This is a genomic window from Mucilaginibacter sp. UR6-11, from assembly GCF_020880695.1.
Taxonomy (GTDB): domain Bacteria; phylum Bacteroidota; class Bacteroidia; order Sphingobacteriales; family Sphingobacteriaceae; genus Mucilaginibacter.
Window position 1 is genome coordinate 262,694 of the sequence record NZ_JAJIWO010000002.1, and the last position, 12,238, is coordinate 274,931.

Sequence of the window (12,238 nt, forward strand, 5' to 3'; positions counted from 1 at the left end):
TAATTTTTTTGTGAAGATTAATCTCAGCAGCGATGTTGGTATATTTTTACAACCGTAATGTTGCTTTAAAAGCAATGCATTATCTAATTTATTGACCTATGAAGCTGTCAGATAAATATTTTTCTGAAAAAGATATTGCTTTGGCAAATTTTGCCAAAGCCCTGGCCCTCCCCATCCGCGTCGGGATCATTCGGTTAGTCCTTGAAAATGACAACGAGGTTTGTCGTGCCAAAATCCATGAGATTCCATTTAATAAGCAAACGATTAATCAACATCTTTCCGACTTGGTGTATTTGGGGATTCTTACAACGAAAGTAAAAGGACGCGAAAGTGTTTTTTCAGTCAACGAAAACTTCTTTATCCAAATGTCGGACAATTTCTTGTCAATTTTTGAAGCAGTAAATAAATTGAATGAGGCTGCTGATAAATTTGTTCCGAAACCTAACCTAAAAAAGAAAAAGGCGCCGGCCCCAACGCCGGAAATCGTAATATCACGTTTCGGAAAATACCTTCAAGACAAACGAAAACAAAAAGGCTATGCGCAGGCAGAATTGTCGGCTGCGATTGGGGTTGATCGAGCCACATTAAGCAAGATTGAGGGCAGTAAAAAAAATCTGAGTGCAAGAAAACTGCAAATCACCGCCGAATACCTGAATATCCCCTTAAAAGAACTGGCCAAAATTTATTATGAAGATCAGATGCTTCAATTAAAAATACATTAGCACAAAAGGCGCAAAAAAATAAGTGGTTGAATTGAGGTTCAACACTTCACTGTTTCTAAATAAAAAAGCACCTATAACATTGATAGTTATAAGTGCCTGATTATTTTGGTGGGAGTTACTGGGTTCGAACCAGTGACCCTCTGCTTGTAAGGCAGATGCTCTGAACCAGCTGAGCTAAACTCCCGTCGTTTTGGGACTGCAAATATAGAATGATTAAGCAACTCTTCAAAATAAAAATAAAATAATAATGTTATTGGTTGATTATCAGTTGTTAATGGTAAATAAAAAATAAGTTTTCGGTTGATTATTGTTCATCGGGCATGCCGGCGCTCATTCAAACGCCCCGGCTTTATAATCTGCCAGGTATTTTTTATAATCGCTCTTCACCTTCGCAGCATATTTTTTGGCATAATTTACCAGGTGAGCCTGCCAGCCTTTGTCTTCACCAAATGCCGCCAGTTCATCAATAATGGCCGATCCCTGTATACCACCGCTGCGTAATTGCGCCGAGGCGGTTAATGCGGCCATATCATCAATTACCTGGTAAATATCGCGGTATTGGTCCTTAAGTAATTTAAATTTGATGGTGTCTTTAACGGGTTGCAGTTCCTGTATTACATACGCTTCGTCCCTAAAAACGGTTGTGCTCAGCAAGGCTGCCGACACGTTTTGCATCCGTTGCTGTATGGTGATTATTCGATCCGCTTCGGTCGGCCAGTTTAACTGCTGTATTTTGGTATAGGGCAATACCGATGATTCCCGGCACTGCTTCATATCAACAAACAGATATTTGTTTTTTGTATTGGTGCTTTTTAATAAAAACAGGTAGCGTTTAAGGCCAAGGCTGCCTGTGCCGGCGAGCCTGAAGACAATGCTTTTAACCTTATAATTATATGGGCCATCGCTACTTGTTGCTATCCAGTTGTTAATATGGGCCTTAAGCTCATGCTTAAGTTTTTTATCTACCTTAAAATGTCGCTCGTCCTCAAGCGATAACATGATCTTGTTTTTTTTGCTGATAGTCCGCTTTTTTAAAACGTCGCGTTCGGTGCTTCGTTCGGCGGCCGATAAAAAATTACAGACAATGCCTTTTGCCGTGCGGGGCTCAATGCTGATGGCTTTGCCCCTGGCCAGCGTAGCCGAATAAGTTTTTAAATACAATTGCGCCATTTTAAGGGCTTTAACGGGTTCTATATCCAGCGTATCAAAAGCAATGAAAATACTGGTGAGCATACGCATCAGCTCATAACTTGCGGGAGCCAGCACACTCTCGTCAAAATCATTCAGGTCAAAATACACCAGTTTGTTATCGCCTTTATAGCTGCCAAAGTTTTCCAGGTGCAGGTCGCCGCAGATCCAGGTAAGCGGCGAAAGCGGGATACTGGTTGCGGTGGACAGGTCCTCATAAAATAAATGACAGGTGCCCCGGTAAAACCGGAAAGCATTATCGGTCATGGCTTCATATTTTAATTTCACCATCTCTGGCAACAAGGGCTGATTAAAGGCTTTTATACGGGCGGAAAGTTTTGACATAGATTATACGTAGCGATGTCAATTACTAATACCACCCCATACCAATTTGTTTTGATAGAATAAAAATTAAAGTAATTTTAAATGACAATAAATGATATGCCAGGCTTTATTCTAAAAACCGCTGACAATAAAACCATCCGGTTTAAATTTTATGCTGATGAAGCGCCGGCTACCTGCGCCGCGTTTGCAAAACTGCTTCCGTTCGGCCGTACATTTATGCATGCACGTGTATCGGGCCAGGAGATCTGGACCGACCATGCGCCACCGCTGGATGTGATCCAGGAAAACGCATCGGTATTTACAGTGCCCGGCGAGGTGGTTTACGGCCCGCTAAAACCACAACGGGTTAAAACTTCAAACTGCATGGGTATTTATTATGGCGAGGGCCGCGGGTTAGATAGCTGTAACATATTCGCCAGGGTTTTTGATGAGGATATGGACGGATTAAAGGCGCTCGGAGATAGCATCTGGAAAAACGGAGAACAAAAGCTGACTTTTGAATTGCTAACCCTATAAAAACATCATCTTAAACAGTAAGGGGATAACAATTATACCAAACGATGTCAAAGCATACCTGTTATATAGCTTGCCTTTCCGGTTGCCGTATTTGCGGATTATTTCTTCATATTTATTGTTGTTAAAAACAAGCAGGTAGTTAAGGATTATAAAAGGCGCAAAATAAGTTAATAATACAGATATACCTGTATTAAGCCCTGCATACTTAAGCAGGTGCATCGGGAACAGGATCAAAAACCGGCCGCCGCTTAATAATCTTAATAACAACAGTAGCGTCAGCAAATTGATCCCCATTAAAATAGACATCGATGCATTGGAAAACATCTTCCAGCTACTTTCCCGGTCTTTTTTTGAGCGTTCCTGTACAATTGCATCGGCCCATATTTTATAATAGATCCTCATTTTAACTATAACCCGCGAACCCGGAAATTGGTTTTAATAACTACCAGCCCGGCGCAATCAGTAAAAAACACCATAATCGCACCAAACTATACCATTTAAGCAGGTTATTACTACTTATCTTTGGGTAATGAAAGCTGTTATCCCTATGTATGATATTTGCAGCCTGACCCAGCGGCAGGATGATCTGCTGATCAGTCGTTTTGCGCCGTATTTAAAAAGCCACCGCAATTTGCATTTGGCGCATAAACATAGTTTTTATCACCTGGTTTTTTTTACCAAAGGGGGCGGCTCACAAACTATAGATTTTCAGCAGGTACCGGTAAAGCCCAACCAGATTTATTTTATGATACCGGGCCAGGTGCATAACTGGGCCTTTAAAGGTGAGGTTGATGGGTATATTATCAATTTTTCGGTGCCGTTCTTCCAGTCGTTTTTATTAAAGGCGAACTACCTTGAGGAACTGCCTTTTTTTACCGGTATCATCAATGACGCGGTAATAGATGTGCCGGCTGAATTACAGGACAGGGTCATTAATATTTTTGAGGAACTTATCCGCGAAAGCGAAGAACAAAAACCGATGGCCGGGGATATGATACGCAGCATCATGCTGCAATTATTTATCAGCATAGCGCGCCTGGGATTAAATAATAGCAACATCGCTATAACACCGTACAATTATACGTTGCTTCGAAATTTCCAGAAGCTGATAGAAAAAAACTACACAACCATACGGCTACCCAAACAATATGCCGAACTGTTGTATATTACACCGAATCATTTAAATGCCTTGTGTAATGATGTGCTGGGGATTTCGGCCGGCGAGGTTATCCGCAACCGGATTGCATTAGAAGCAAAGCGCCTGCTGATTAATAATGATTTAACGGTGCTTGAGATAGCCAACCAGCTAAATTTTACAGACAACTCCTATTTCACCAAGTTCTTTAAGAAGCAGGTCGGCGTTACGCCCGAAGAATTTAGAAAAACAACCAACAACCATGAATAGTTCAATTATAAACACCCAGACAATGGAAATACCATCTCAATTATCTGCAGCTATACACTGCAAATGCCCTAAATGCCGCCGCGGCGATATGTTTGCCAACAGTATGTACGGCTTTTCGTCACAAAAAATGAACAAGCAGTGTAGTCATTGCGGATATACGTTCGAGATTGAGCCCGGCTATTTTTACGTGGCCATGTTTGTAAGCTATGCCTTTAATATTGCCCAAATGGTAACCCTGGCGGTAGCAATATATGTTTTAACCGGCAGCCGTAATCCGTGGATCTATGTAGGCGCTTTATTAGGCGTATCTGTAGTGCTGTCTCCGTTTAATTTCAGATATTCAAGAGTGGTGCTGTTGTATTGGTTAACACCGGGGATACATTTTGATCCGGAGAGGGCCAGGGATGATTATAAGAAGTTTGATCAGGTGTAAACAGAATGTGATTCTGAGCATTGCTCAGAATCACTAATCGTTATTACTTATCACTCAACATAATCGGATTTTTCCCGCCACCCATAATAATGATCTTGGTATTGGGTGATAAGGCAATCTCCTTTTGCGCGCGGATAGATTCGTATTGCAACTGCTTGTCAGATAAACCGGTCGACAGGATCTTTTGGTAATCCGCAATACCCTGGGCCTCTACACGTTTAACATCGGCTTCCTGGCGGGCCTTGGCCAGAACAAACTGCATTTTTTGTGATTCCTGCTCGGCTTGTATTTTTGATTCGATACTTGCTCTTACAGTTGCCGGTAAGGTAATATTACGCACCAGGATCTGCTGTACCTCCAGGCCGTTTTTGGCGAAGTTATCGCTGATGGTTTTATTAATCTTAAATTGAAATTCCTGGCGTTTGGTCGAGTACAGGTCAACGGCGGCATAGCTAACCGCATTGTCGCGGATGGCGGTACGGGTAACCGGCCGCACAATTTTGTCTACGTAATCATTGCCAATATTTTGCATAATAAACGGCGCCTTTGACGGGATAACCTTATACAATACCGAGAGATCAATTGTAACTTCCAGTCCGTCGGACGAGAGTACGCGAATCGCGTCATCGCCTTCAACGGGCCCTTCATTGCTTTTGGCGCTCATGGTATAGTTTTCGGTCTGCACGCTAAAGATTGTAACATCAACCAGCGGATTGATAATATGTAAGCCGCTTTCAAGCACCTGATCCTCTACTTTACCAAACAGGGTTTGTACCCCAACCTTGCCGGGCTCAATAACTTTAAATACGGACGATAGCAGGCCCAGGGCCAGTATAACAATACCAACAATGGTAACAGTGCCCCCAAAGCGGTTTCCTGGCTCGGGCGAGCGTTTAAGCACCGTGCCTGCTACAAGCACAATGACACCTAAAATTAAAAAGAGCATATATTTGTGGGTTATGGTTTAAGCGTATTGCGTACTTCTTTCAACAACTTTATTTTAAGCACCACAAATATCACCCCACCAAATACCGCCGCTAAAATATAATCGTAATGTTTATCGGTAATCCCCTTCCAGGCCAGGATAAGGCAACCAAAAATGCACAGGTTATAAAAGGTGCTTAATGCTATTTTCTTTTTCATGGTTAATATACCGAAAGGTCGGGGTCAATCTCTGCCGCCCAGGCCAGTATACCGCCCTGCAGGTTTGACAGGTTGGTATAACCAAGCTGCTCTAACTGCATTATTGCTGCCGCACTGCGTTTGCCGCTGCGGCACATTACTACAACAGGCTTGTCTTTACGTACTTTGTCCGCTTCAATTACAATGCCACCCAGGGGTATCAGCAAGCCGCCGATATTTGATGTTTCATACTCAAAATCTTCCCTTACATCGATCAGTTGAAAGTCGTCGCCACGGTCTAATTTTTCTTTAAGCTCCTGTACTGTTATCTCTTGCATAATTTTAAAAATTGTTTTAACAGATCAAATGTAGGTGTTCTGTATAATAATTACATCCTTATTTTGTAACAATCGGCGGCTTGGTGCGTTTCATAGGTGTTTACAGTATTAGCGTATATTAAATGGATAAAGTTACCCGGTTTTTTTGGTTCTGTTCGGGCGCACATATTGATACCTTAAAAAAGTATCCTATAGAACATAATAAATATGTTGGCATTGGCGCAACGATTTTTTTTACCGCTCTTTTTGCCTCACTATCAGGCGGCTATGCCATGTATTTTGTTTTTAACGGTGATGCTTTCGCCGTTGTTTTTGCCATACTTTTCGGACTGCTTTGGGGCACCGCCATTTTTAACATGGACCGCTACATCGTATCCAGTATCAATAAAGAAGGCAGCACCAATCAACAGATATTACAGGCTTCGCCACGGATTTTACTGGCCATAATGATTGGCATCGTAATATCGCGCCCGTTAGAACTGAAGATCTTTGATAAAGAGATCCGCCAGAAATTAAAGTCAGCCTATATAAAAGGCCAGCACAGCAAAATAGACACGCTGCAAAAAACGTACAACGAAAAATATAATATGGAGCTGGCAAAAAATGCCGATCTGAAAAAAGAAAAAGATTCGCTTGAAAAAGATATAAACCGCTCCCGCAGCCAGCTCAATGAAGAAGTGTTTGGCGAAAAAAACAACCAGACATCGGGTATTGTGGGTTATGGTACTTATGCCAAACAAAAACAAACCATTTTACAGGAAAAAGAAGAGAGACTGAAGCTGGTAACAGGTAATGCCGAAAAACTGGATCAGTACCTTAGTCAGCGTAAAGAGTATGAGGGCATAAACAGTACCAAGCTGTTTAGCGATCATCAGCTTGACAGCCTTGCCAAAATTGCCGGTTTTGCCGACAGGAACTGGGCACTCGGCCAGCTTGGTTATAACGAAAATGGCACCCGCGACCTGGACACTTACCTGGCGATATCTTTTATTGGCTACCTGTTTATTTTATTTGAGTGCCTGCCGGTTTTTGTAAAGTTAATGTCGCCTAAGGGCCCGTATGATATTGCCATGGCAAAAACATACGAAGCCAACGTATATTATGCCGAACGCGATAAGGAGCGGGACATGACTGTTATTGACAGCGTTTACAAGGATCATGTGGATGAGGATATTAAGCGGCGAAGGGATACGCTCGCCAACCGGACAGGGGATGACCGTGACCGGCACAGGTATGACTAGTTAGCCGCTGCCGCTTGACGATTATTCATTTTAATCGTATTTTGAGCGATAAAAAACCAGGATAAAATATGGGTGGAATACAGAAACCGTACCGGCGACTATACTGGCACGGTAACGCTTGAAGAAAATCCTTACCTGGAAATGGTGACCTTTGAAACGGCCGGCAAAGCACCGGATGCAGAACAATCGACATTCCGCAATAACTGGTTATCATCAAAAGTGAAATAACAACGCATGAAAAAATTTATAGTAGTAGTAGTAGCGGTAGCCGTATCGGGTCATTGCTTTGCACAGGATGCAGACCGGCTTATTCAGCAAAAAGATGTTGAACGTATAATCAAAACGCTCTCTGCCGATGAGATGCAGGGCCGCGCCACGTTTACCCCGGGTATTGAAAAGGCGGCGAAGTTTATTGAGAATGAGTTTAAAACAATAGGATTAAAACCATTGGACGGAAATTCAGGCTTCCGCCAAAGTTTTAGCATGGTTAAAAGTACGCCTATCAGTACATCAGTAGCAATTAATGATGTTGCGGTGGCCGCCGATCATATTGCTACATTTTCTGCTACGCCTATTAACTGGCAGGGCACTGGTGCCGAAGTAGCACGGGTAACAGTAGATATGGATTTACAAAACGATTTTCGTAAATTTTTAGGCGGAGACAAAGCCCGGCTGGTAATAGTCGATCCTAAGTTTGAGCCCTTTTTTAAACGCTTAAGCGCGTTTGCCTTACGCGGAAACACCGCCGCTAAGGATGCTCCGGTTCAGCCGCCTGTGGTATTTGTTTTAGGTAGTTTTGATGATGTAAGATCATATAAAGTTAACTATGATGTAAAAAATGCCGAAATGCCCCTGTTTAACGTAGCTGGGATCCTTCCGGGAAAAAGCAAAGCCAATGAGTATGTGATCTTCTCGGGCCACTATGACCACTTGGGTATCATTAAACCAATGGATGGCGATAGTATAGCCAACGGAGCAGATGACGATGCTACCGGCACTACCGCTGTGATTACCCTGGCTAAATATTTTAAGCGCCTGGACAATAATGAGCGCACGTTGATATTTGTAGCTTTCACCGCCGAAGAAATTGGCGGCTACGGCTCGCAGTATTTTTCAAAACATGTCAGCGCTGATCAAACGGTTGCCATGTTTAATATCGAGATGATAGGTAAGGCATCAAAATTTGGCGAGAATTCGGCCTTCATCACCGGTTTTGAAAGATCTGATTTTGGTCCGATCCTGCAAAAGAATTTAAAAGGTACGGTCTTTAAATTTTACCCGGACCCATACCCGCAGCAACAGCTGTTTTACCGCAGCGACAACGCTACCCTGGCAAGGTTAGGTGTACCGGCACATTCTATATCAACCGACCAGATAGATACGGATAAATTATATCATAGTGTAAAAGATGAGTTTAGCAGCCTGGATGTGGCCAACATTGTCGCAACCATTAAGGCGATAGCGCTAAGCTCGCGCACCATAGTTTCGGGGCAGGATACGCCTACCCGCGTTGCCAAACTTGAAAGATAAATTTAAAGACCATGGAAATCAAATCCCATAAAACACCCCGGATAGCGATACTAAGTGTAGCTACCGGTTTGTTATTAATGGCCGTTTTTACAACAATGTGGGCCGGTGTAGCCAGCAGCAGTTTAACAGGCACTGGCAAGTGGATAGAAATAGGTTTTTTTGCGGTGCTGGTAATTGCGTTTATCAGCAGTTCGGTTTACTTTTTCTCCGTATCAAAACGGTTCCCGGTTTTAAGCAATGATGCGGATAAAAACCGCGGTAAAAAAGATGAGATGTGGTTCGGCATTATTTTCGGCGGCGAGGGGTTGGGTATCTTTATAGCTGTGAACCTGGTGATTAATCTTGGTCACCCCGACCTGGTGATACCCGCTATCGCGTTAGTTGTTGGCCTGCATTTTTATCCAATGGCGAAGCTGTTTAAACGCACGCTTGATTATTACATAGCTACCTGGTCGACGATTATAGCCATTTGTGGTATTGTGTTTACGTTAAATAAAAGCATGGCACCGGCACATATTACTTTATTTGTGGGTATGGGCATGGCATTTTCTACAACCTGCTATGGCTTATACATGATCAGGGCCGGGATAAAATATATCAGGCGTACGCCTATTGATGTGCAATCTGCCGTGTTATAGTTTACAGCTCCTTCCGCATCACATAGTCGTTCATCCAATACGGGCCGATAGGTACATCTTCTTCATATATTGCGTTAAAGCCCAGTTTCTCATAAAAGGCTTTAGCCTTGTTGTAGCGGTTTACATTAAGCTCTAATATCTTTTTACCGGCTTCGACCACTTTAACTGTGACGGTATTTAATAAGATCTTGCCATAGCCTTTTCCCTGGGTTGATGGAAGGCAATAGATCTTGTGTAATTTATAAATGTCGGGGTCATCTTCGCGGGGCGAGTAGGCCGCGAACGCAACCGGAACGCCGTCCTCCAATAACAACAAAAAGGTTTGAATACCTTGTTGAATTTGAGTAGTAAGCTTTTGTCGCGAATAGATCTCGGCCAGCATAAAGGTTATTTGCCCGGGCTCAAGTATCGGCGAATAGGTTGGCCACCATATTTCGTGTGCCAGCTGCCTGATAGTTTCAACGTCGTTAACCGTTGCTTCCCTGATGGTATACATAAGCGATAAACGTTAATGATTTTCTTCGGGATCAATCTGCAGCGCTTTAATAAACGGCGTGTCGCCAATAGCGAAGTACTGCTTCAGCTCTGCCAGGGTTGATGAGCTGGTGGCCATATCTTTAATGATCTTTCCCTTTTCCATCAGCAATATCCGGTTGCAGACATCCGTAACGTGGTTAAGGTCATGGCTTGATACAATGGTAGTAACCCCCTTTTTATGTTGTTCTTTAATGATGTTTTTTAAACGAAATTGCGTGGTTGGGTCAATATTGGCAAAAGGCTCATCCAGCATTAACAACTCCGGATTTTGCAGCAGGCATGATGCTATACCTACTTTAGTTTGATTGCCCTTTGACAGGTCGCGGATATATTTGCCGCGCTTTAATATTTCGCCGTTAAAAAAATCGGCATAACCGGCTAAAAAATCATCCGCCTGCGCATGGTTTAGCTGGTGCAGGCCGCCTATAAAGTAAAAATATTCTTCGGGCGTAAGGTAATCTATTAAAAAGCCCTCATCCAGGTAAGCGGCAGTATAGTTTTTCCAGTTTTCATGCCCGGCTACCGGTTCATCTTTTAACAGCACCCCGCCAGAATCGGGACGGATCAAATCCAATATCATACGGAACAGCGTGGTTTTACCGGCGCCGTTATTGCCTACCAGGCCTATGCTTTCGCCTTTTCTAATTGCAAGGCCGGGAATATTTACGACAATAACACCGCCGTAAACTTTCTTAAGATCTTTTACTTGTATCATCCTTATTTATTTCTAAAACCATCAAGTATGGCAAATTTTCGTTTATAAAAATCGGCTTCCAGGAATTTTATCCAGAGGCCGCGCGTTAATATCCCGGCAACGCCGCAGGCCGCAACAGCAGCCAGCGCCAGGTCTGGGTGGCCCAGTAATTTAAAGGGCAGGTAAATGATAAAGGGAGGGATAAACAGCAACAAAGACAGGATCAGTTGCGTTGCGCCAACCCCTTCCCAGTTAAATGATGCGCCTTTGCTCAGGTCAATACGTTTGGCATTGCGGTTGGCAAAGTATAATACAATATTAACCGTGATGCCCAAATTCCAGAGGTACATTATAAAATGGACCAGCAGCACCCGCCAGCCATAATAAACATAAGGTGTTGTTAATATAAACGCCACTGTTGATGTTGCGGTAAATAGCAGGTACTTGCCTCTTAAAAAATCAGCAAAACTTACTTTACTTACCATCAGGCCGTCAAAGTGTGACGCCTGCCAGCTAAACATAAACTGGCCATAGCTGATAATGAAGAAGCCGGTCATAAACATCCCTGCGAAAACCTTTAAGGCCTCGTTGGTCTTTAAACCGGGGTTGGTATAAAAGATCAATCCGTAAAATAAAAACAGCAATGATATCGTCAGTGCTGACCTGGGCCGCTTGTTCCGCAATATCAGTTTAACTTCGTTAGCCACCAGGCTGCCGGTCGCGCCGAAGCCGGCCAGTATCGGGAATTCGGTGCTGCTTTTGTATTCGTGTTTTTTGGTGCTTAGCTCTTCCAGGTAAAGATTTCTCTTCAAATACAAAAAGTTAACGTAATACATCAATGCCCCCAACGCTAAAGGGATCAATGCCAATAGCGGGTGTTTAATCAGGTTGCCAAAAAACAGGTAGGATACGTTGCGGATAGAATAGATGTGCCATGACCAGTCGCCCAGTATAAACAATACCAATACGGCGGTTGCTATTAAAAATACCCAGCCGTTTAAGTTGGCTTTGCGTTTAATATACAGGGCCAGGTAGTTATTAAAAATTGACAGGCCGATAAACGACACCATAAAACTGATTACCGCCCGGCTGCCTGCATCATGCAATACCACCTTAAATAAAAACGGCCAGAACAATAAAAACGGCCATAAATTAAATATCGAAAAAAGGGCGGTAAGGGCCAGGTAACCCACAATGGTATTGCGCTTAATGGGTAGCTGTAAATAGGGCTGTACCCGCAGGGTTGGCAGCTCCTGCAGCTGAAGCCTCGAGAACAACTCGCCAACAAAATAAATCAGCACTATCCCGCAAAACGAAAATATCAACGAATCATGCGGATATACTTTTTTCAGGATCAGGTCCATTAAAAATCCGGCGGCCACCACATATAACAGCAGGAGTAATATCAGCAAAGACATAATTATCCGTACCGCTAACGTTTTGCCGGCATTTTTTGAGCGCCAAAAAGCTTTAAACTCGTGCTTTATAAAAGTTATTATCATACCCCGACCAGCTAAGGAACCGTTAAA

The 12,238-nt window shown here is 43.1% G+C and carries 16 protein-coding genes and 1 tRNA gene; 8 read left to right on the forward strand and 9 right to left on the reverse strand.

Translation table 11 applies throughout. The annotated features are described in order from the left end of the window. Positions 1–98: 98 nt before the first annotated feature. Entirely contained in the window at positions 99–722 is a 624-nt protein-coding gene (locus tag LJ658_RS06540; RefSeq protein ID WP_230545673.1) for a helix-turn-helix domain-containing protein, read from the forward strand. Positions 723–828: 106 nt separating this feature from the next. Here the strand turns inward: LJ658_RS06540 and LJ658_RS06545 are convergent. Further along, a tRNA-Val gene (locus LJ658_RS06545) sits at positions 829–906 on the reverse strand. A gap of 146 nt (positions 907–1,052) precedes the next feature. Next, positions 1,053–2,255, reverse strand: coding sequence for a DUF2252 domain-containing protein (locus LJ658_RS06550; RefSeq protein WP_230545674.1), 1,203 nt, complete (start codon positions 2,253–2,255; stop codon positions 1,053–1,055). 96 nt (positions 2,256–2,351) lie between these two features. On the opposite strand from LJ658_RS06550, the gene LJ658_RS06555 reads away from it, so the two are divergent. Beyond that, positions 2,352–2,771, forward strand: a complete 420-nt coding sequence (locus LJ658_RS06555; RefSeq protein ID WP_230545675.1) for a DUF3830 family protein — start codon at positions 2,352–2,354, stop codon at positions 2,769–2,771. Here LJ658_RS06555 and LJ658_RS06560 read toward each other — a convergent pair. Further along, the gene (locus LJ658_RS06560; protein WP_230545676.1) at positions 2,766–3,173 is read right to left on the reverse strand and encodes a hypothetical protein; all 408 of its coding nucleotides are present in this window, start codon (positions 3,171–3,173) and stop codon (positions 2,766–2,768) included. The genes LJ658_RS06555 and LJ658_RS06560 overlap by 6 nt on opposite strands. Before the next feature lie 127 nt (positions 3,174–3,300). On the opposite strand from LJ658_RS06560, the gene LJ658_RS06565 reads away from it, so the two are divergent. Both LJ658_RS06565 and LJ658_RS06570 read left to right on the forward strand, forming a co-directional pair. After that, positions 3,301–4,176: a helix-turn-helix domain-containing protein gene (locus tag LJ658_RS06565; protein ID WP_230545677.1), complete on the forward strand. Its 876-nt coding sequence runs from the start codon at positions 3,301–3,303 to the stop codon at positions 4,174–4,176. Further along, on the forward strand, positions 4,169–4,609 hold the full coding sequence (locus tag LJ658_RS06570) for a DUF983 domain-containing protein (RefSeq protein WP_230545678.1): 441 nt from the start codon (positions 4,169–4,171) through the stop codon (positions 4,607–4,609). The genes LJ658_RS06565 and LJ658_RS06570 overlap by 8 nt, the downstream gene beginning before the upstream one ends. Positions 4,610–4,652: 43 nt before the next feature. On the opposite strand, the gene LJ658_RS06575 is transcribed toward LJ658_RS06570, so the two are convergent. Genes LJ658_RS06575 through LJ658_RS06585 form a run of 3 tightly spaced genes read right to left on the reverse strand, consistent with a single transcriptional unit; the run spans position 4,653 to position 6,069 of the window. Further along, complete coding sequence (locus LJ658_RS06575) at positions 4,653–5,555, reverse strand: prohibitin family protein (protein ID WP_230545679.1); 903 nt, start codon at positions 5,553–5,555, stop codon at positions 4,653–4,655. An 11-nt stretch (positions 5,556–5,566) separates the two neighbouring features. Beyond that, positions 5,567–5,752: a DUF6358 family protein gene (locus tag LJ658_RS06580; protein WP_230545680.1), complete on the reverse strand. Its 186-nt coding sequence runs from the start codon at positions 5,750–5,752 to the stop codon at positions 5,567–5,569. 2 nt (positions 5,753–5,754) lie between these two features. Beyond that, entirely contained in the window at positions 5,755–6,069 is a 315-nt protein-coding gene (locus LJ658_RS06585) for a rhodanese-like domain-containing protein (protein ID WP_230545681.1), read from the reverse strand. Positions 6,070–6,191: 122 nt separating this feature from the next. On the opposite strand from LJ658_RS06585, the gene LJ658_RS06590 reads away from it, so the two are divergent. The 4 genes from LJ658_RS06590 to LJ658_RS06605 all read left to right on the forward strand — a co-directional run bounded on the left by LJ658_RS06590 (position 6,192) and on the right by LJ658_RS06605 (position 9,478). Further along, positions 6,192–7,310, forward strand: a complete 1,119-nt coding sequence (locus LJ658_RS06590; RefSeq protein ID WP_230545682.1) for a DUF4407 domain-containing protein — start codon at positions 6,192–6,194, stop codon at positions 7,308–7,310. Between the two features lie 72 nt (positions 7,311–7,382). Then, positions 7,383–7,538 (forward strand): hypothetical protein, encoded by a 156-nt coding sequence (locus LJ658_RS06595; protein WP_230545683.1) that lies wholly within the window; start codon positions 7,383–7,385, stop codon positions 7,536–7,538. A gap of 6 nt (positions 7,539–7,544) precedes the next feature. Then, entirely contained in the window at positions 7,545–8,840 is a 1,296-nt protein-coding gene (locus tag LJ658_RS06600; RefSeq protein WP_230545684.1) for a M20/M25/M40 family metallo-hydrolase, read from the forward strand. Between the two features lie 11 nt (positions 8,841–8,851). Next, positions 8,852–9,478 carry a hypothetical protein gene (locus LJ658_RS06605; protein ID WP_230545685.1) on the forward strand — a complete coding sequence of 209 codons (627 nt, stop codon included), beginning with the start codon at positions 8,852–8,854 and terminating at the stop codon, positions 9,476–9,478. Between the two features lies 1 nt (position 9,479). On the opposite strand, the gene LJ658_RS06610 is transcribed toward LJ658_RS06605, so the two are convergent. The 3 genes from LJ658_RS06610 to LJ658_RS06620 are packed head-to-tail and all read right to left on the reverse strand — an operon-like array spanning position 9,480 to position 12,211. Beyond that, a complete protein-coding gene (locus LJ658_RS06610) occupies positions 9,480–9,974 on the reverse strand; it encodes a GNAT family N-acetyltransferase (protein ID WP_230545686.1) in 495 nt (164 codons plus the stop codon). A 12-nt stretch (positions 9,975–9,986) separates the two neighbouring features. Next, positions 9,987–10,730, reverse strand: a complete 744-nt coding sequence (locus LJ658_RS06615; RefSeq protein WP_230545687.1) for an ABC transporter ATP-binding protein — start codon at positions 10,728–10,730, stop codon at positions 9,987–9,989. Between the two features lie 2 nt (positions 10,731–10,732). Next, the gene (locus tag LJ658_RS06620; RefSeq protein ID WP_230545688.1) at positions 10,733–12,211 is read right to left on the reverse strand and encodes a DUF5687 family protein; all 1,479 of its coding nucleotides are present in this window, start codon (positions 12,209–12,211) and stop codon (positions 10,733–10,735) included. Positions 12,212–12,238 lie beyond the last annotated feature (27 nt).